Here is a 19,224-nt window from a genome sequence, read left to right on the forward strand (position 1 = left end):
GGCGTGCGCTCCAAGTCCGGTTTCGCCCCTTACCTCGCCCTCATCACGGCCGTCTTCCAGGTCGTGCTGTCGCAGGTGGCGGCCTACGGGCAGCAGCGCGCGTTCAGGGCCCCGCTCGACGAGTGGGCGTACGCGCTGCTGCTGGTCGGACCGCTGATGATCGCGTTGCACCGCAGATATCCGATCCCCACGGCCGTGGGCGCCTTCGTGGCGACCTTCCTCTACATCGGCGGCGGCTACCCCTACGGCGGGGTGTTCATCACGCCGATCGTCATGGTGTTCCAGCTCGTCGGGCGGGGGCGCCGACCGGCCGCGTGGATCCTCGCCGGGGTGTCGCTGGCGGCCTTCATCGCCTACGCGTGGACGACCAACCAGCCGCAGCGTGGCCTCTTCCACGACCTCGCGGTCTCCTCGTTCATCCTGCTCACGATGATCGCGGCCGAGCTGGTCAGGATCGCCCGCGAGCGCCGCGCCCAGCAGCAGCGGGCGGTCGAGGAGGAGAGCCGGCGCCAGGCCAGCGAGGAGCGGCTGGTCATGGCGCAGGAGCTGCACGACGTGCTGGCGCACAACATCTCGCTCATCCACGTGCAGGCCGCGACCGCGCTGCACCTCATCGACGACCATCCGGAGCAGGCGAGGACGGCGCTCGCCACCATCAAGGCCGCCTCCAAGGAGGTGCTGGGCGAGATGCGCTCGGTGCTCGACGTGCTGCGTGAGGGCGCGCCTCGCTCCCCCACGGCGGGGCTCGACCGGCTGGAGGAGCTGATCGAGCGCTGCGGGCTGGAGGTGGAGCTGGAGCGGGTCGGCTCGCGCCCGCTGCCGCCGGCGGTGGAACGGGCCGCGTACCGGATCGTGCAGGAGTCGCTGACGAACGCGGCCCGCCACGCCCCCGGCTCGGCGGTCACCGTGCGGCTGGAGTACGGCGGGCGCGAGCTGGCCATCCAGGTGAGCGACACCGGCGCGACCGGGCCGACCGTCCTGTCCGGCGAGGGCAGCGGCAACGGCATCCCCGGCATGCGCGAGCGGGCCGCCGCGCTCGGCGGCTCGCTCGTCGCCGCCCCCGCAGGGCCGGGTTTCCAGGTGGAGGCCCGGCTGCCCCTACCCGAGGAGACGACCGCATGATCAAGGTGTTGCTGGCCGACGACCAGGCGCTGGTCCGCGCGGGCTTCAAGGCGCTGCTGGACGCCCAGCCGGACATGACCGTGGTGGCCGAGGCCGGCGACGGGGCCGAGGCGGTGCGGCTGTCGGAGCGGCACGGCCCTGACGTGGTCCTCATGGACATCCGGATGCCCGGCACCGACGGCCTGACCGCCACCAGGCTGATGCCGGAGGGGCCGCGGATCATCATCCTGACCACGTTCGAGCTGGACGAGTACGTCTTCGAGGCCCTGCGCAGCGGCGCCAGCGGCTTCCTGGTGAAGGACACCGAGCCCGCCGAGCTGATCCAGGCCGTCCGGGTGGTCGCGGCCGGGGAGGCGCTGCTGTCGCCCAGCGTGACCCGCCGCCTGATCGCCGAGTACGCCAGCCGCGCCAAGGAGCCGGTCGCCGCGGGCGGCCTCGACCAGCTCACCGAGCGCGAGCGGGAGGTGCTGGCCCTGGTCGGCACCGGCATGACGAACGACGAGATCGCCGCCAAGCTCTTCATGTCGCCGGCCACGGCGAAGACCCACGTCAGCCGGACGATGATGAAGCTGCACGCCCGCGACCGGGCGCAGCTCGTCGTCATCGCCTACGAGTCGGGCCTGGTGCGGCCGGGCTGGCTCTAAATTCTGTTGATCCAAAAGCCCGCCCCGGGCCATCGTCGGAGGATGCGGCGCTCCTATGACGATCTCGTCCACGAGGCGAGCACGGTCTCCGTGGACGGCTGGGACTTCTCCTGGCTCGACGGCCGGGCCACCGAGGAACGGCCCTCCTGGGGCTACTCCCGGCTGCTCGCCGGGCGGATGGCGGCCGCGCGGGCCGCGCTCGACCTCCAGACCGGCGGCGGCGAGGTGCTGGCCGGGGTGCCCGCGCTGCCGCCGCTGGCCGTGGCCACCGAGTCGTGGCCGCCCAACCTGCGGCTGGCCGCCTCCCGGCTGCGCCCGCGCGGGGCCAGGGTGGTGGCCGCCGCCGACGACGGCCCGCGCCTGCCGTTCGCCGACGGCCGTTTCGACCTGGTGACCAGCCGGCATCCGGTGCACACGCAGTGGGCGGAGATCGCCCGGGTGCTGCGCCCCGGCGGGTCCTTCTTCTCGCAGCAGGTCGGGCCGCGCACCGCCGGGGAGCTGGCCGAGTGGTTCCTCGGCCCGTACGACGGCTGGACGCGCGAGCCGGCGCGGGCCAGGGAGGAGGCCGAGGCCGCCGGCCTGGAGGTCGTCGATCTGCGCAGCGAACGCCCGCGCATGGAGTTCGGCGACATCGGCGCGGTGGTCTACTTCCTGCGCAAGGTGATCTGGATCGTGCCGGGCTTCTCGCCCGAGAGGTACGCGGACAGGCTGCGCGCCCTGCACGACCGCATCGAGGCCGAAGGCCCGTTCGTCGCCCATTCCGCCCGGTTCCTCATCGAGGCGCGTAACCCTTAAACGTCACGAACCGTACGACATCTGTCACTGGCCGCGTCCGCCGGGCCGGATTACCGTACGGGTATGCCATCCGGCGCGGAGCGCGCCCTCTGAGCGCCCAGGCCGCCGCCCTGCTCGCCGGCGGGGTGGCCGCGGGCCTGGTGGCGGGCACCGCGACGTGCGCCGCCACCCAGGGTGGCCTGCTCGTGGGCCTGGTCGGCCGGGGCGGCGACCGGGCCGCGGTCGGGTGGTTCCTGGGCGGGCGGCTGGTCTCGTACACCGTGGCCGGGGCGCTGCTCGGGCTGCTCGGCTCGGCCGTCAGTCTGCCGCCGCCGGCGCGCGCGGCGCTGCTCGTCGCGGCCGGCGTCGTGGTGGTCGGGTTCGCGGTCCGGATGCTGCGGCGCGGGCACTGCGCCGCCCCGGGCGACGGCGGCGAGGTCCCCCGGCTCAAGGCGCCGCTGCTCGGCGCGGCCACGATCCTCGTGCCGTGCGGGATGACGCTCGGCGTGGAGATGATCGCCGTCTCCAGCGGCTCGCCGCTCGCCGGGGCGGCGGCCATGGCGGGGTTCGTGCTCGGCACCGCGCCCGCGTTCGCGCTGCTCGGCTACGTCCTGCGCCGCGTCTCCCGCACCCGCCTGTCCAGGGTCGCCGGGGTGATCGCGATCGCCGCCGGGGTGTGGACCGCCGGGACCGGGCTCAACCTGGCGGGCTGGCTGCCCGCCGCCGCGCCGGCGACCGGCCCCGCGGTCGGACCCGCCGTACCCGCCGCCGGCCCCGCGGTCGTGACCGTGTGGGCCACGCGCACCGGCTACCGCCCGTTCCTGGTGACGGTCCCCGCGGGCGTGCCGGTCGAGATCGACTTCAGGGTGGCCGAGCCGGGCTGCACCGGCACCGTCGTCATCGCCGGGCGCGACGTCGCGCTCCCCGCCACCGTCCGCCTGCCGCCGCAGCCGCCGGGCAGGCTCCGCTACGCCTGCGGCATGGGCATGTTCACCGGTTTTCTCGACTTCCGGTGACACCAGCCGCGCGTTGTCGGCGATTACGGTTCGCGATCGGGCGATCACATGCCACCCTGTGGCCTATGGCCTGGCAAGGAGAGGTGGCGGCGCCCGCCGTACCGGCGCCGCGGATGGGCGAGGAGCCCGAGCTGCTGACCGCCGCGTGCACGGGCGACCCGGAGGCCGCGCACCGGCTCGGCAAGCTCTACGCCCAGCACGGCGACCGCGTGTCCGCCAAGCACTGGTGGGAGCTGGCCGCCGCGGGCGGCAACGTCGACAGCGCCTTCAACCTCGGCGTCTGGCACGAGAAGCACGGCAGCCTGGTGGACGCCCTCACCTGGTACGAGTCCGCGGCTCTCGCCGGCGACGCCGAGGCCGCCGCCAACCTGGCGACGCTGCTGCTGGAGCAGCGCGGCGACGTCGAGACGGCCCGGCGCTGGTTCGAAAGCGCCGCCAGGGGCGGCTCCCGCGTGGCCGCCCGCCGGCTGGCGCTGGTCTGCGAGGACGCCGGCGAGCGGGCCGCGGCGCGCGAGTGGCACCGCAGGGCGGCGGCGGCCGGCGACACGGCCTCCGCCCACGACCTCGGCTTCCTGGCGTACGCGGCGGGCGAGGACGAGGAGACCGTGCACTGGTGGGAGTCGGCCGCGCGGGGCGGGCACGTCGAGTCGGCCTACTGCATGGGCCTCTACCTCGACGCGGGGCGTGATCCCGAGGGCGCCGAGGTCTACTACCGGCTGGCCGCGCGGAGCGAGCATCCGGGCGCGGCCTCCTGGCTCGGCGGCATCGCGCTGTCCCGTGGCGACCTGCGCACCGCGCGGGCCTGGTACGAACGGGCCGCCAACGCCGGCCGGGCCGAGGACCAGCGCATGGCCGGGTTCGTCTGCGTGGAGCTGGGCGACACCGCCTCGGCCGGCCACTGGTTCGGCCGGGCGGCGGCAGGTGGCGACGCCGAGGCGGCCTTCACCTACGGCCTGCTGCTCATCGCCGAGTTCGGCGACCTGGCCGGCGGCCGGCACTGGTTCAGGCAGGCGGCGCAGGCCGGCCACCGCGAGGCGGCGGTCGAGCTGGGCGGGCTGCTGACGGCCTCAGGCGAGCTGGGCGAGGCGCACCAGTGGCTGTCCGACCCGCCGCCGCCCGTCTGGGCCCGTCCCGCGGAGCCTGAGCTGGCCGCGAGGGCGGAGCTGGCCGCACTCGCGACCGGGCGGCGGGGCGGCGAGGCGCTCGACGCGGCCGAGCTGACCGAGATCCTCGCCACCTGGGACCTGATGACCCGGCCGCTGCACGACCATTCGGACGTGGTGAGCTGGCTGCTGCGGCGCACCGGGGCGCACCGCAGCGCGATCGAACACCTGGCGTCGGTGCGGGGCACGCTGCTGCGGCCGGGCGCCGCGCCGTGGCCGAGCCCCGCTGAGGTCCAGCACGTCCTCGCCACCGCCCGCGACCTGCGCGGGCGGCTCGGGCTGGAGTGACGGGGCGCGGTCGTGGCTGGCTAGAGCACCTCGGAGAGCGGCGTGTAGGGCAGGTCGAGCGCCTCGGCGACCGGCCGGTTGGTCAGCCGGCCGGCGTGCGTGTTGAGGCCGGCGGCGAGCGCCTGGTCGGCCGTCAGCGCCTCGCACCAGCCGAGGTTGGCCAGCTTGACGGCGTACGGAAGGGTCGCGTTGGTCAGGGCGTGGGTGGAGGTGTGGGCCACCGAGCCCGGCATGTTGGCCACGCAGTAGAAGACCGACCCGTGCACCTGGTAGGTCGGCTCGGCGTGCGTGGTCGGCCGCGAGTCCTCGAAGCAGCCGCCCTGGTCGATGGCGATGTCCACCAGCACAGAGCCCGGCTTCATGCGGCTGACCAGCTCGTTGGAGACCAGCGTCGGGGCCTTGGCGCCGGGGATCAGTACCGCGCCGATCACCAGGTCGGCCTGGAGGACCTCCTGCTCGATGGCGTACCGGGTGGAGATGAGGGTCTTCATCCGGCCCTGGTAGATCGCGTCGATCTGGCGGAGCCGGTCGATGTTGGTGTCGAGTACGGTGACCTCGGCGCCCATGCCGACCGCGATCTGGGCCGCGTTCAGCCCCGACACGCCGCCGCCGATGACGACGACCTTGGCCGGGGCCACGCCGGGCACGCCGCCGGGCAGGATGCCGCGCCCGCCGTTGAAGCGCATGAGGTTGTAGGCCCCCACCTGCGGGGCGAGCCGCCCGGCGACCTCCGACATCGGGGCGAGCAGCGGCAGGGCGTTGCCGACCTGGACGGTCTCGTACGCGATGCCGGTCGTCCCGGCCGACAGCAGGGCGTCGGTGCACGGCCGGGAGGCCGCGAGGTGCAGGTAGGTGAACAGCACCAGCCCTTCGCGGAGCCGGTGGTACTCCTCCGCGATCGGCTCCTTGACCTTGAGCACCATGTCCGCCTCGGCCCAGACGGCGTCGGCGCCGTCGAGGATCTTCGCGCCGGCGGACAGGTACTCCTCGTCGGTGATGTGTGAGCCGAGGCCAGCACCACTCTGGACCATGACGTCGTGGCCGTTGCGCACCAGCTCGTGGACGCCGGCGGGTGTGACGGCCACGCGGTACTCGTGGTTCTTGACCTCGGCAGGGACGCCGATTTTCATGGCGGTGCATCCTTTCGGGTACCGGCACGCCGTCGTGCCGGGGGCTGAGGGGTGTGTCAGAGGCGGGCCCACGCCTCGGTGAGGACGCCACGAAGGATGGAGCCGATCTCCTCGAACTCCTGCGGACCCGCGATCAGAGGGGGCGCGAGCTGGATGACGGGGTCGCCGCGGTCGTCGGCGCGGCAGTAGAGCCCGGCGTCGAACAGCGCCTTGGACAGGAAGCCGCGCAGCAGCCGCTCGGACTCGGCGGCGTCGAAGGTCTCCTTGGTGGCCTTGTCCTTGACGAGCTCGATGCCCCAGAAGTAGCCGGAGCCGCGCACGTCGCCGACGATGGGCAGCTCGCGCAGGTCGTCGAGGGTCTGCCGGAACAGCGGCTCGTTCCTGGTGACGTGGCCGAGCAGGTCCTCGCGCTCGAAGATGTCGAGGTTGGCGAGGGCGACGGCGGCCGAGACCGGGTGGCCGCCGAAGGTGTAGCCGTGGGCGAACATGGTGTCGCCGTCCTTGAACGGCTCGAACAGCCGCTCGTGCGCGATCATCGCGCCGATGGGCGAGTAGCCGCTGGTCAGGCCCTTGGCGCAGGTGATGATGTCGGGCACGTAGTCGAACTTCTGGCCGCCGAACATGGTGCCGAGGCGGCCGAAGGCGCAGATGACCTCGTCGGAGACGAGCAGGACGTCGTACTCGTCGCAGATCTCGCGCAGCCGCTGGAAGTAGCCGGGGGGCGGCGGGAAGCAGCCGCCGGCGTTCTGGACGGGCTCGGCGAAGACGGCGGCCACGGTGTCGGGGCCCTCCATCTCGATGGCGCGGGCCACGCGGTCGGCCGCCCAGATGCCGTACTCCTCGGGGGTCATGCCCGGGACGCCGGTGATCTCGTCGGCGCGGTAGTGGTTGGTGTTGGGCACGCGGACCGAGCCGGGCACCAGCGGCTCGAACATCTGCTTGAACGCGGGGATGCCGGTGATCGACAGGGCGCCCTGCGGGGTGCCGTGGTAGGCGATCTGGCGGCTGATGACCTTGTGCTTGAGCGGCTTGCCGACAAGCTTGTAGTACTGCTTGGCGAGCTTCCACGCGGTCTCGACGGCCTCGCCGCCGCCGGTGGTGAAGAAGACGCGGTTGAGCTCGCCGGGGGTCTGCGCGGCCAGGCGCTCGGCCAGCTCGGCGGCCTTGGGGTGGGCGTAGGACCACAGAGGGAAGAAGGCCAGCTCCTGGGCCTGCTTGGCGGCGGCGTCGGCCAGCTCCTGGCGGCCGTGGCCGACCTGGACGACGAAGAGCCCGGCCAGGCCGTCGAGGTAACGCTTGCCGTGGATGTCGTAGACGTAGGACCCCTCACCGCGCACGATGGTCGGGATCTCGGACTGTTCGTAGGCGCTGTGCCTGGTGAAGTGCAACCAAAGATGGTCTTGCGCGGCCTTCAGGACGTCGTGTTCCGGCTGCGTCATGGTTATCTTCCCTCGTCTCTCAGCTAGCCCAAGTTTGCCTGCTCACCGATCGTTTGCCAAGCGAATCGGTCGTAGCACTGTGCGGGGAAATCGAGATCCGCAGCAGCACCATGTAACGGCAACGAAATCCGCATGTAGATTAACGCGAGGAAGCATGTCCGTTTCGCCCCATTTACGAGGATGCGTCCCAGCTAGGCGGGCGGATGTGATCCAATGAGTGGCAAACTGTCCAGCTTCGACGAGAACCACCCCCGGGGGAGCGTCCCAGTGACTCCAGACCAGATAGAGAGCGCCGTAGCCGCCTCGATGCCCCAGACGGTCGAGGACCTCAAGCGGCTGGCCGCCATCCCCTCCGTCGCGTTCCCGGGGCACCCGGAGGAGCCCGTGCTCGCCGCCGCCGCGGTGACCGAGGACCTGCTCCGCTCGGCCGGCCTGCCGCGCGTGCAGCAGGTCGCCGTCGAGGGCAGCTACCCCGCGGTCTACGCCGAGGCCCCCGCCCCGCCCGGCGCCCCCACCGTGCTGCTGTACGCGCACTACGACGTGCAGCCCGCCGGCGACCCGGCCGCCTGGCGCACGCCCCCGTTCGAGCCGACCCTCATCGACGGCCGCCTCTACGGCCGCGGCACCGCCGACGACAAGTCCGGCGTGATGTCGCACGTCGCCGCCCTGCGCGCGTTCCGCGGCCGGTTCCCGGTGGGGATCAAGGTCATCGTCGAGGGCCAGGAGGAGTACGCGGGCGAGCGCCTGGAGGCGTTCGTCGAGCGCAACCCCGAGCTGCTGCGCGCCGACGCCATCGTGGTCGCCGACACCGGCAACCCGCGCGTCGGCGACCCGGCGGTCACGACCTCGCTGCGCGGCATGGCCGCCTTCACCGTCGAGGTCCGCACGCTGCGCGAGCCCGTGCACAGCGGCTCGGCCGGCGGCGCCGCCCCCGACGCGCTGGCCGCGCTCATGCGCATGCTGACCGCGCTGCACGACGACAACGGCGACATCCGCGTCCCCGGGCTGCCGCGCGGCTCGTTCTTCGGCCAGGGGCCGTCGGAGGAGGAGTTCAGGAAGACGGCCGGGGTGCTGGACGGGGTGTCACTGGTGGGCTCCGGCTCGCTCGCCGACCGCCTGTGGTCGTCGTACGCCATCACCGTCACCGGCCTCGACGTGCCGACGGTGGCGCAGGCGATCAACGCGGTGCAGCCCGTGGCGCGGGCCCGCGTGACGGTCCGCGTCCCGCCGGCCGGCGACCCGAAGACGACCGTGAACGCCGTCGTCGACTTCCTGCGCCAGGTGGCCCCGTGGGGGGTGCAGGTGGGCTTCGGCGACTTCACCGTGGGCTCCGGCTTCCAGGCCGACTCCGGCGGCGCCGCCCGCGCCGCGCTCAACCGGGCCATGGAGCGCGCCTTCGGCCGCCCGCCGCGCGACGTCGGCGCCGGCGGCTCCATCCCGCTGGTCAACACGCTGCTCAAGCAGTTCCCCGCGGCGGAGATCCTGCTGTTCGGCGCCGAGGACGAGGACGCCGGCTGCCACGCCCCCAACGAGCGGGTGGACCTGGAGGAGCTGCGCAAGGTCGCCACCGCCGAGGCCCTGTTCCTCCTGGAGCTCGGCTCCCCCGGCGCGGCCTGACCCTGCTTCAGCCGCCTGACCCGGAGGGGTTCTCCGCCAGCAGCTCCCTGTGGGCGGGCTGGAGGCCCTCCGGGAGGTCGCCGGGGTCGCACCAGCGGGCCTCCAGGATCTCCAGGGGGTCCAGCTTCAGGGTGCCGCCGGTCAGTACGGCCTCGTAGGCGACCTCGGCGCGCAGGGCGTAGCCGCTGCGGACCCTGAGCAGCCGGCCCACGCGCACGTCCAGGCCGGTCTCCTCGCGTACCTCACGGCGGACGGTCTCCTCGAACGTCTCCCCCCGCTTGGCGTAGCCCGTGGGGAAGCCCCACGGGCGGCGCTCCGGCCACAGCCGGTGGCACAGCACGAGCAGCCGGCCCTCGTCGTCGCGCACCAGGCCGGTGACGCCGATCATGAACGTGGCGTGCGTGAGCCACACCAGCCGCCACCGCAGCCGGCCGCCCAGCATCCTCCACACGCGGGCGAGAAGCCGTGTCACCGCGCTCCTTCTCTCTCTAGATCGTTCGTGGTCCCGTGGGACATAGTGTCGCGTGATGGACTGGAACGAGTGGCACGACGAGTACGACCGGCCGGGCTCACGGCTGGCGCGGCGGTTGGTGGCGGTCCAGGAGCGCGTCAGGGCGGCGCTGGACGCCGCGCCCGCCGGGCCGTTGCGGGTGATCAGCATGTGCGCGGGCCAGGGGCGGGACCTCATCCCCGTGCTGGCGGAGCACCCTCGGCGCGACGACGTACGGGCGCGGCTGGTGGAGCTGGACCCCGCCAACTGCGATCTCGCGCGCGCCGCCGCCGCGGCGGCCGGGCTCGGCCGGGTCGAGGTGGTCGAAGGGGACGCCTCCCTCGCCGGCGGGTACGCGGACCTGGCGCCGGCGGACCTCGTCCTCGCCTGCGGCATCTTCGGCAACATCAGCGACGACGACGTGCGGCGGACCGTCGGCTTCTTCCCTCAGCTGTGCGCGGAGGGCGGCACGGTCGTCTGGACCCGGCATCGCGAGGAGCCGGACCTGGTGCCGCGGATCCGCACGTGGTTCGAGGAGAACGGCTTCGCCCTGGAGTGGGTGTCGCCGCCGCAGGCCGGGTACGGGGTCGGCGCCCACCGCTTCACCGGGCGCCCGCGGCCGCTCGCGGCCGGGGAGAGCATGTTCAGCTTCCTCGGTTACGACCAGCCGCGCCCGGCCGGTTCCTAGGGTGGCCTGAGGTCAGTGCCCAGAGGTCAGTGCTCGGCCGCGTGGCGGGGCGGCGTGCCGGTGTGGACGAGGCGCAGGCCGGTCTCCACCAGGGCCCAGCCGAGCCGGGCGCGCCACCGGTGCGGGGCCGCTGTCGTCCGAGGGCGGGCGGCCTCGGCTCGCAGTTCGCGGGCCCGGACTCGCTCGACGTACAGGTAAAGATCGGGATCCATGGGGGTTCCTCCTGGTCGGTGTCATGGCCGCCACGAGCGGAACGGGAAACCGTACATGTGGACGGCGACGCTCTCGCGCCCCTCCGTGTCGCCCGCGTCGCGGGCCGCCCGGCCGCGTGCCCGCCACCGGTCGGACAGCTCGCGCAGCTCGTCGCCCAGGTCGCGCAGCTCGTCGGACGTGAGCCACATCAGGTATTCGGAGGAGAAGGCCGCGTCGCGCCAGGCGGGCTCCCAGCCCATCTGGGCGTCGAGGAAGCTTTCGTACATCTCGTGCTGCTGGCGGGTGTGGGCGCGGCTCACGGCGGCGTGGACGGCGACCTCCTCGGGGTTGTCACGGAAGTCCGCGTCCCTGGTGGAGATGCTCTCGGCGGCCGGGCGCCACCAGCGCTCGCGGGCGTCGCCGCCGCCGGCCCCCGGCGCCTCCTCGATGAGGCCGTGCGCGGCCAGCTTGCGCAGGTGGTAGCTGACCAGGCTCACGGCCTCGTCGACCTGGTCGGCGAGGTGCGAGGCGGTGGCCGAGCCCGCGACGTAGAGCGCGCGGTAGAGCTTCATGCGCAGCGGGTGCCCGAGCGCCTTGAGCGTGTCGAGGTCGCGGACCTGGCGCGTCTTCTCGGTGGCCATGACACCACGATAGATGGGAAAACTTATTTGCGCAAATAAAATTGCGCATCTGCCGCTCAGAAGCTCCAGCGGGTCTGCGCGTACGAGCCCTTGGCGAAGCCCAGCACCTTGCCGGGAACGAGCGCGAACACCAGCGCCTCCCCGCCCGCCTCGTGCGTGAAGACGCCGTCGCCGACACCGAAACGCCAGCCGGGGCCGTACTTCGCCTCCCACGCGGCGGCAAGGTCCTTGAGCCTGCCGGGGTCGGTGACCCGCTCGGCGCGGCCCTCGACCACCAGGTCCAGGCCCTCGTGCAGGGCGTTCGTGCCGGTGGTGAGCGCGCAGCGGCGCTCGTGCTCCAGGTTGCGCGCCTTCTGCTCCTCAGGGCCGGTGCAGAAGTGCAGCGCCGCGTCCCGCCAGACGGCCAGCAGCGGCGTGACGTGCGGGCGGCCGTCGGCCCTCACGGTGGTCAGCCAGTACGTCTCCGCCCGTTCGAGCAGCTCCCTGGCCTCGGACCAGGGCGTCGGCACGGCGCCGGGGTCGCTGTAGCGGATGTCGAGCGTGGTGGTCGGCTCCATGATCGGTCCTTCCCGGGTCGGGGCGTCCTTCATGGAGGAGACCGGCGGGGCGTCAGGAACTCATCGCACCGGGAGGTCGTAGGCGCGGCGCACGCTGCCGCCGAGCCGCCTCAGGTCGGCCCCGTACACGTGCACGGAGACCCCGACCTCGGCGCTGGTGTTGACCACCTTGTGGATGTCGCCGGGCGGCGCGAAGCCGCTGACCTCGCCAGGCCGGTTGTCGGTCCGGCCGAGCTCGCGCAGGTGGTCGCCCATGTCCCGGTAGAGGGTCTCGTGCTCGACGCCGCTCAGGATGCCGAACGCGCACCAGGAGACGTGGTCGTGGATCACGGTGACCTGGCCGGGCCGCCACACGACGCCGACGACCGAGAAGCCCTCCTCGGCGTGGAGCAGGTGGGAGGCGTACGTGTCGGGCCTGCCCGCCCGCTCCTCCGGCGTGAGCAGGCCGGGGCCGGGCAGGCGCTCGCGCAGCACGCCGGCGGCGGCGTACGCGGTGTGCTCGGGGTCCAGGCCCCGGGCCACGACGGCGGAGATGCCGCTGACGAGCGGCTCCAGGCCCGGCCTGGCGAGTGCGGTGACGGCGACTTCCATGGTTGCCCTTCGGGGAGAGCAGACGGTGGTCCTTGCCTCTCCACAGTGCTACCGCCGGTATCGATAGGTCCAACAGAAGTGTTCTGGCTCACCCATAGATATGGTTGATGGATGCTGGACGTCGTGCGCCTCCGGGTCCTCCTCGCGGTCGCCCGCAAGGGCTCGGTCACCGCCGCCGCCAAGGAGCTGCACTACTCGCAGCCGTCCGTGAGCCACCACCTGGCCCGGCTGGAGGCCGAGACCGGGGCCCGGCTGGTGCAGCGCGTGGGCCGGGGCATCCGGCTCACCGAGGCCGGGTGGCTGCTCGCCGAGCGCGCCGCCGAGATCATCGGCCGGCTCGACGACGCCGCCGAGGAGCTGGCCGCCCACGTGGGCCTGCGCACCGGCCGGGTGCGCCTGGCCGCCTTCCCCTCCTCGCTCGGGACGTTCGTCCCGCGGGCGGTCATGGCGCTCAAGGCCGGCCATCCCGGTCTCCGGCTCGACCTCACCGAGGCGGAGCCGCCACAGGCGCTGCGGCTGCTGCGCGCCGGCCGCGCCGACGTGGCCGTGATCTTCCGCTATGACGACACCGCCCCCGAGGAACGCGGCATCACCATGATCCCCCTCCTGGACGACCCCAGCTACCTGGTCGCCGACCGCCCGGTGGACGGCGACCTGGCGGCGCACGCCGACGCCTCCTGGATCGCCGGCTGCGAACGCTGCCGCAGCCACCTCCTGGACGTGTGCGCCAGGGCGGGCTTCGTCCCGCGCGTCTCGTTCACCAGCGACGACATCGTGGCCGTGCAGGCGCTGGTGGCGTCCGGTCTCGGCCTCACCATGCTGCCAGGACTCGCCCTGCGCGCCCACCGCCACCCGGGCGTCGAGGTCGCCGAGATCGCCGGCTCGACCCGGCACGTGTACGCCGCCGTCCACGGCGAGCCGCCCCACCCGCCGCCCACCGAGGCGCTGCTCCACGCGCTGAGGAAAAGCCTTTGACGCTCTTCTTACGATGCTCGTATGCCTGATGTCGCGACTCTCGCGCTGTTCTGCGCGTTCACGCTCGGCCTGCTCGTGGTGCCGGGACCCGCGGTCCTCTACATCGTCACCCGCAGCGTCGCCCAGGGCCGCGGCGCGGGGCTGGTCAGCGTGCTGGGCGTGCACGCCGGATCGGTCGTGCACGTGGCCGCGGCGGCGCTCGGCCTCAGCGCGCTGCTGGCTGCCTCCGCCACGGCCTACGCCGTGGTCAAGTGGGGCGGCATCGCCTACCTCGTCTGGCTCGGCGTACGCAACCTCGTCCGGCGCGGGGGCGGCGGCGAGGAGGCCGTGGAGCCGCCGGCGCAGTCGAAGCGGCGGCTGTTCTGGGAGGGGGCCGTGGTCAACGTGCTCAACCCGAAGACGGCGATCTTCTTCCTGGCGTTACTGCCGCAGTTCACCGTTCCGGCCGCGGGGCCCGTCGGGCCGCAGATCCTGCTGCTCGGGCTGCTGTGGATCGTGCTCGGCATGGCCTCCGACGGCACGTACGCGATGCTCGCCTCGGCCCTCGCCGGGCGGCTGCGGGCCTCCCGGCGGGCGCGGCGGCGGCTGGAGGTGGGCAGCGGGGTCGTCTACCTCGGGCTGGCGGCCTGGCTCACGGCCGAGAAGGCCTGACGGGCCAGGGGACACACAGGGTTCACCTCCCGGCCATCCGCCTCTTGATCGCCATCACATGACCGGCGATACCTTCTCCGAGCGGTCATCGTTCCCCTGGAGCAAGGTGGCAGATGTTACAAGCGCGCGCTTTGTCGGCATTCTCCCGTCAGTTCCTGATCCCCCTGCTGTCCGTCGTGATGGTGGTATGCCTCGCCCCCGCCCTGCCGGCGCGGGCGGCCGACCAGGACGTCACCATCACCCTCAACGCCTCCGACCTCGGCCTGAGCCCTGCCGTCCTGCGGGACGTCGTCCCTGAAGTGCAGGCGGAGATCAGGGAGCACGGCGGCCTGGGCGGCGCGCTCAAGCAGGCCGTCGCGGACGGCTCGGCCCCGGTGCACGAACGGGTCGACCCCTCGGTGTGGCCCAACTTCGCCGGCACGGTCAACCTGACTCCCAACGGCAGCGGGCTGGTCCTCACCATCCCGGCCGGCGAGATCACCACCTCCAGCTTCTGGCAGGACATCGCCGCCACGGCCATCGGCTGGATCATCGGATACGGCCTCAGGATGCTGTGCATCGGCTTCCTGACGTCCAGCGGCGTGGGCGCCGCGATCATCCCGCTGGTCTGCACCCCGCTCCAGACCACCGTGACCGGCATCATGACGGCGATCATGACGCACACGTTCGCCGGAACCCTGGGCACCATCGAGGCGACCAGGGACATCATCATCGCCGGGATCCTCGGGCTGGCGGGCGGCGTCCTGTGGGAGAAGTACCTCGCCCCCTGGGCGAAGGCCCAGCTCGCCACGTCCATCAAGAAGGCCGGCGGCTGGCTCAGGAACCAGGTGCCCTGGCTCGACCGCTGGTTCGGCGGCGTGGTCGCCCAGCGGGTGGAGAACCTCGGCGGGCGGTTCGAGGAGCTGGAGCGGCTCATCGCCGAGGAGACGGCGGCCTGGGCCGGGGTCGAGTCGAACCTCCAGCGGGAGCTGCGGATCATGCCGCTGGGCGACTCGATCACCTACGGCGCGGGCAGCTCCAACGGCGGCGGTTACCGGCCGGCGCTCCACAACCTGCTGAAGGACGACAGGGCCGCCGTCACGTTCGTCGGCTCACAACGCTCGGGCCCGGCGCCCGACGCCCACGAGGGGCACTCCGGCTGGACGATCTCCCAGCTCGCCGGCATCACCGACGCGGCGCTGGCGACGTACCGGCCCAACGTGGTGCTGCTGCACATCGGCACCAACGACCTGAACAACAACGACAACCCGGGCGGCGCGCCGGCCAGGCTCGGGGCCCTCATCGACCAGATCTTCCGGGCCGCCCCCGACGTGACCCTCCTGGTCTCGACGATCGTCCCGTCCGGCTGGGGGCCGACCCAGGAGCGGATCCTGCGCTTCAACGAGGCGATCCGGCTGGAGGCGGGGGCGCGGTGGGCCTCCGGCAAGCACGTCTACCTCGTCAACCTGACCACGGTGACGCTCACCGACCTGGCCGACGTCCTGCATCCGAACGACTCCGGCTACCTGAAGATGGCGGGAGCGTTCTACCAGGGCCTGGTGCAGGTGGGGCGGGCCGGCTGGATCGACGCGCCCGGCGGCGGGAACCCGGCGCCCGCCCCCGTCAGAGGCTGGGTCCCGCAGGGCACGATCGCGTCCGGGACCTACGGCGGAGACACCAGCAAGGTCATCTACGCCGACCTCGACGGCGACCGCAGAGCCGACTACCTCCAGGTCAACGGCAACAGCTCGGTCCAGGCCTGGATCAACGGCGGCCCCAACCCCAAGGAGCCCGTCGGCGGCGGCGACTGGCTCTGGTTCCCCCAGGGCACCATCGCGAGCGGCGTCGGGGCGCCCGGGGCGAACATCCGCTTCGCGGACCTCAACGGCGACGGCAGAGCCGACTACGTGAAGGTCAACGACGACAGCTCGGTCCAAGCGTGGATCAATGGCGGCCCCAACCCCAAGGAGCCCGTCGGCGGCGGTGACTGGCTCTGGTTTCCCCAAGGCACCATCGCGGGCGGCGTCGGCGCGCCGGGCAGCCACATCCGCCTCGCCGACCTCAACGGCGACGGCAGAGCCGACTACGTGAAGGTCAACGACGACAGCTCCGTCCAGGCCTGGCTCAACGGCGGGCCCAAGCCCGGAGGCGGCGACTACTACTGGTTCCCCCAGGGCACCATCGCGAGCGGCGTCGGCCAGCCCGGCCACCGGATCCGCTTCGCCCCGCTCCACGGGAGCCGGTCCGCCGACTACATCCTCATGGGCCGTTTCGACGACAACCACACCGGCACCCAGCCCTACGACAGCTCGGTGCAGGTCTGGCGGAACGGCGGGCCCAAGCCCGAAGGCGGCGACTGGTACTGGGTGCCGGGCGGCGAGGTCGCCAGCGGCGTCCTCGTCGAGGGCTCCAGGATCCAGTTCGCCGACCTCGACGCCGACGGCCGGGCCGACTACCTGGACGTCGCCCCGGGAACGGGCATGACCCGGGCCTGGATCAACTTCGGCTGACCGCGAGCCCGTCGGGGCCGGCTCAGGATTCGCCGGCCTCGACGGTCTCCCGCGCCCACCGGTAGTCCGCCTTCCCCGCCGGGGAGCGGACCATCTGGTCCACGAACGCGTACGAGCGCGGCACCTTGTAGCCCGACAGCAGCCTGCGGCAGTGCGCGTCCAGCTCCGCCGCCGTGAGCTCCGCCCCAGGCCGCGGCTCGACGACCGCCGCCACCCGGTTGCCCCAGCGCTCGTCCGGCACCCCGGTCACCACCGCGTCGAACACGCCGGGATGGCCCTTGAGCACCGCCTCGACCTCCTCGGGGAACACCTTCTCGCCGCCCGTGTTGATGCACTGCGAGCCGCGCCCGAACACGTTGACCGTGCCGTCCGGGTCGACGGTGGCGAGGTCGCCGGTGAGCAGCCAGCGGGTGCCCTGCTCGTCGGTGACGAACGTGCGGGCGGTCTTGCCGGGGTCGTTGTAGTAGCCGAACGCGACCCGTCCCGTCCTCGCGACGGTGCCGAGCGCGCCGGAGCCCGGCTCGACCGGCCGGCCCGCCTCGTCCAGCACGGCCAGCCGGACCACCGCGTTCGGCTGGTAGCGCAGGCCCTTCTCGGGCGAGGACCCGGCGACGGCGGAGGCCGTGTAGCCGGACTCGGTGGAGCCGAAGTTGTCGAGGATCATGACGTTCGGCAGGAGCTCCTGGAGGCGGTCGCGGACCGCGCCCGACAGGATGGCGCCCGTCGAGCTGACCACGAACAACGACGACACGTCGTAGGAGCCCGCGGCCAGCGCCTCGGCGAGCGGCCTGGCCATGGCGTCGCCGGTGATGTTGACGGTGAGCACGCGCTCGCGCTCGACGGTCCGCCACACCTCGTCGGGGTCGAACTTGCGGACGTAGACCATGGTCCCGCCCATGCACCAGGTGATGAACGTGGCCATCTGCGCCGCCCCGTGCATGAGCGGCGGCACCGCCATCATCGTCATCGGCCCGGCCTTCACCGCCTCGTCGATGACCTCCTGCGGGGTGGACCGCGGCTCGCCGCCCGGGTTGCCGCCGCCGAAGCCGAAGAACAGGTCCTCGACCCGCCACATGGCGCCCTTCGGCATGCCGGTGGTGCCGCCGGTGTAGATGATGTAGACGTCCTGGCCGGAGCGCGGCGAGAAGCCCCGTTCCGGCTTGCCGCTCTCCAGCGCGGCCTCGTACGTCACCGCCGAGCCGATCGACGGCGGCCCGCCGGCCGCGACCAGGTGTTCGAGCAGGGGCGCCTCGCCCACGACGGCGGCGACGCGCGGCTCGAACTCGACGTCGTAGATCAGCGCGCGGATGTCGGAGTCCCGGTAGAGGTAGAGGAGCTCGGACTCCACGTAGCGGTAGTTGACGTTGATCGGCACGGCACGGAGCTTCAGCGAGGCCAGCATCCCTGCGACGTACGGCAGCCCGTTGTAGAGCTGGAGCCCGACGTGGTCACCGGGGCCGACGCCCAGGCCGTCGAGGTAGTGGGCGAGCCGGTTGGCCTCGGCGTCCAGCTCGGCGTAGGTGCGGCGGTCGGCGCCGCAGATCACCGCGACGCGCTCGGGGATCGCGTCCGCCAGCCCTTCGAACAGGTCCGCGTGGTTGAACTCCATCAGAGCTTCTCCCGCCCGACGATCCACATGGCGAAGAACTGGGCGCCGCCGCCGTAGGCGTGGCCGAGCGCGGTGCGGGCGCCGTCCACCTGGTGCTCGCGGGCCTGGCCGCGCACCTGCTGGGCGGCCTCGGCGAACCTGATGAGCCCGGACGCGCCGATCGGGTTGCTGGACAGCACGCCGCCGGAGGCGTTCCAGGGGGTGTCGCCGTCGAGGGCGGTGGCGCCGGACTCGGTGAGCTTCCAGCCCTCGCCCTCGGCGCAGAAGCCGAGGTTCTCCAGCCACATGGGCTCGTACCAGGAGAAGGGCACGTAGACCTCGGCCACGTCGATCTGCCGGCGCGGGTCGGTGATGCCGGCCTGCCGGTAGACGTCGGCGGCGCAGTCCTTGCCCGCCTGCGGGCTGACCGTGTCGCGGTCGGCGCGGAAGATCGGCTCGGAGCGCATGGCGGTGCCGTGCACCCAGGCGGGCGTGCCGGTGACGGCCGACTCGGCGGCGAGCACCATGGCGCAGGCGCCGTCGCTGGACGGGCAGGTCTCCAGGTAGCGGATCGGCTCCCAGAGCATCGGCGTGGACTCGACCATCTTCTGGTCGATGCCGGGGATCTTGAGGTGCGCGTACGGGTTCTTCAGCGCGTTGAGCCGGTCCTTCACGGCGACGAGCGTGCCGATGTGGCCGGGCGCGCCGGTCCTGCGCATGTACTCGCGGATGTGCGGCGCGAAGTAGCCGCCCGCCCCGACCACGAGCGAGGCGCTGAACGGCAGGTGCGTGGACAGCGCCCAGGTGGCGTTCGACTCCGACTGCTTCTCGAAGGCCACGACCAGCACCCGCTCGTGCACCCCGCCCTGGATGAGCGAGGCGCCGACCAGCGCGGTGGAGCCGCCGACGCTGCCCGCGGTGTGGACCCGCATGACCGGCTTGCCGGCCGCGCCGAGCGCGTCGGCCAGGTACGCCTCCGGCATCATCACGCCCTCGAACAGGTCCGGCGCCTTGCCGATGACGACGGCGTCGATGTCCTTGAACGTCAGCCCGGCGTCCTCCAGGGCCCGCACCGCGGCCTCGCGCACCAGCCCGGCGATCGAGACGTCCTGGCGGCGGGTCGTGTAGTGCGTCTGCCCGACGCCGATGACCGCACAGCGGTTGCCCAT

Annotated in this window: 19 protein-coding genes; 10 read left to right on the forward strand and 9 right to left on the reverse strand. The window is 72.8% G+C overall.

Going from position 1 to position 19,224, the window contains the following annotated elements; all coding sequences use genetic code 11:
• Positions 1–3 precede the first annotated feature (3 nt).
• From BMW85_RS10000 to BMW85_RS10020, 5 genes are all read left to right on the forward strand, one after another.
• On the forward strand, positions 4–1,122 hold the full coding sequence (locus tag BMW85_RS10000) for a sensor histidine kinase (protein WP_091079704.1): 1,119 nt from the start codon (positions 4–6) through the stop codon (positions 1,120–1,122).
• Positions 1,119–1,766: a response regulator gene (locus BMW85_RS10005; RefSeq protein WP_091079706.1), complete on the forward strand. Its 648-nt coding sequence runs from the start codon at positions 1,119–1,121 to the stop codon at positions 1,764–1,766. Before BMW85_RS10000 ends, BMW85_RS10005 begins: the two co-directional genes overlap by 4 nt.
• 42 nt (positions 1,767–1,808) lie before the next feature.
• Complete coding sequence (locus tag BMW85_RS10010; protein ID WP_091079708.1) at positions 1,809–2,561, forward strand: class I SAM-dependent methyltransferase; 753 nt, start codon at positions 1,809–1,811, stop codon at positions 2,559–2,561.
• 125 nt (positions 2,562–2,686) lie between these two features.
• On the forward strand, positions 2,687–3,556 hold the full coding sequence (locus BMW85_RS10015; RefSeq protein ID WP_177240586.1) for an urease accessory protein UreH domain-containing protein: 870 nt from the start codon (positions 2,687–2,689) through the stop codon (positions 3,554–3,556).
• A gap of 65 nt (positions 3,557–3,621) precedes the next feature.
• Positions 3,622–5,007, forward strand: a complete 1,386-nt coding sequence (locus tag BMW85_RS10020) for a tetratricopeptide repeat protein (RefSeq protein ID WP_143082188.1) — start codon at positions 3,622–3,624, stop codon at positions 5,005–5,007.
• A gap of 20 nt (positions 5,008–5,027) precedes the next feature.
• On the opposite strand, the gene ald is transcribed toward BMW85_RS10020, so the two are convergent.
• The gene (ald, locus tag BMW85_RS10025; protein WP_091079714.1) at positions 5,028–6,137 is read right to left on the reverse strand and encodes an alanine dehydrogenase; all 1,110 of its coding nucleotides are present in this window, start codon (positions 6,135–6,137) and stop codon (positions 5,028–5,030) included.
• A gap of 56 nt (positions 6,138–6,193) precedes the next feature.
• Complete coding sequence (locus BMW85_RS10030) at positions 6,194–7,576, reverse strand: aspartate aminotransferase family protein (RefSeq protein ID WP_091079716.1); 1,383 nt, start codon at positions 7,574–7,576, stop codon at positions 6,194–6,196.
• 267 nt (positions 7,577–7,843) lie between these two features.
• Here BMW85_RS10030 and BMW85_RS10035 point away from each other — a divergent pair, with 267 nt between their 5' ends.
• The gene (locus BMW85_RS10035; protein ID WP_091079718.1) at positions 7,844–9,193 is read left to right on the forward strand and encodes a M20/M25/M40 family metallo-hydrolase; all 1,350 of its coding nucleotides are present in this window, start codon (positions 7,844–7,846) and stop codon (positions 9,191–9,193) included.
• Between the two features lie 7 nt (positions 9,194–9,200).
• Here BMW85_RS10035 and BMW85_RS10040 read toward each other — a convergent pair whose 3' ends face one another.
• Positions 9,201–9,665: an NUDIX domain-containing protein gene (locus tag BMW85_RS10040; RefSeq protein ID WP_091079719.1), complete on the reverse strand. Its 465-nt coding sequence runs from the start codon at positions 9,663–9,665 to the stop codon at positions 9,201–9,203.
• 55 nt (positions 9,666–9,720) lie between these two features.
• On the opposite strand from BMW85_RS10040, the gene BMW85_RS10045 reads away from it, so the two are divergent.
• Positions 9,721–10,371, forward strand: a complete 651-nt coding sequence (locus BMW85_RS10045; protein WP_091079722.1) for a class I SAM-dependent methyltransferase family protein — start codon at positions 9,721–9,723, stop codon at positions 10,369–10,371.
• Between the two features lie 26 nt (positions 10,372–10,397).
• Here the strand turns inward: BMW85_RS10045 and BMW85_RS10050 are convergent, their stop codons facing one another.
• Genes BMW85_RS10050 through BMW85_RS10065 form a run of 4 tightly spaced genes read right to left on the reverse strand, consistent with a single transcriptional unit; the run spans position 10,398 to position 12,352 of the window.
• Positions 10,398–10,583 carry a hypothetical protein gene (locus BMW85_RS10050; RefSeq protein WP_091079723.1) on the reverse strand — a complete coding sequence of 62 codons (186 nt, stop codon included), beginning with the start codon at positions 10,581–10,583 and terminating at the stop codon, positions 10,398–10,400.
• A gap of 21 nt (positions 10,584–10,604) precedes the next feature.
• On the reverse strand, positions 10,605–11,204 hold the full coding sequence (locus BMW85_RS10055) for an ArsR/SmtB family transcription factor (RefSeq protein ID WP_091079725.1): 600 nt from the start codon (positions 11,202–11,204) through the stop codon (positions 10,605–10,607).
• A gap of 56 nt (positions 11,205–11,260) precedes the next feature.
• Entirely contained in the window at positions 11,261–11,761 is a 501-nt protein-coding gene (locus BMW85_RS10060) for a pyridoxamine 5'-phosphate oxidase family protein (protein WP_218155720.1), read from the reverse strand.
• A 60-nt stretch (positions 11,762–11,821) separates the two neighbouring features.
• Complete coding sequence (locus BMW85_RS10065) at positions 11,822–12,352, reverse strand: cysteine dioxygenase family protein (protein ID WP_091079729.1); 531 nt, start codon at positions 12,350–12,352, stop codon at positions 11,822–11,824.
• 111 nt (positions 12,353–12,463) lie between these two features.
• Here BMW85_RS10065 and BMW85_RS10070 point away from each other — a divergent pair, with 111 nt between their 5' ends.
• From BMW85_RS10070 to BMW85_RS10080, 3 genes are all read left to right on the forward strand, one after another.
• Positions 12,464–13,327: a LysR family transcriptional regulator gene (locus BMW85_RS10070; protein WP_091079731.1), complete on the forward strand. Its 864-nt coding sequence runs from the start codon at positions 12,464–12,466 to the stop codon at positions 13,325–13,327.
• A 21-nt stretch (positions 13,328–13,348) separates the two neighbouring features.
• A complete protein-coding gene (locus tag BMW85_RS10075; protein ID WP_091079734.1) occupies positions 13,349–13,978 on the forward strand; it encodes a LysE family translocator in 630 nt (209 codons plus the stop codon).
• 131 nt (positions 13,979–14,109) lie between these two features.
• Positions 14,110–16,467 (forward strand): GDSL-type esterase/lipase family protein, encoded by a 2,358-nt coding sequence (locus tag BMW85_RS10080; RefSeq protein ID WP_091079735.1) that lies wholly within the window; start codon positions 14,110–14,112, stop codon positions 16,465–16,467.
• 22 nt (positions 16,468–16,489) lie between these two features.
• Here BMW85_RS10080 and BMW85_RS10085 read toward each other — a convergent pair whose 3' ends face one another.
• Entirely contained in the window at positions 16,490–18,076 is a 1,587-nt protein-coding gene (locus BMW85_RS10085) for an acyl-CoA synthetase (RefSeq protein ID WP_091079738.1), read from the reverse strand.
• The gene (locus BMW85_RS10090; protein ID WP_091079740.1) at positions 18,076–19,224 is read right to left on the reverse strand and encodes a thiolase family protein; all 1,149 of its coding nucleotides are present in this window, start codon (positions 19,222–19,224) and stop codon (positions 18,076–18,078) included. The genes BMW85_RS10085 and BMW85_RS10090 overlap by 1 nt, the downstream gene beginning before the upstream one ends.

Origin of the sequence: Nonomuraea wenchangensis (assembly GCF_900111685.1) — a bacterium.
Taxonomy (GTDB): Bacteria; Actinomycetota; Actinomycetes; order Streptosporangiales; family Streptosporangiaceae; genus Nonomuraea; species Nonomuraea wenchangensis.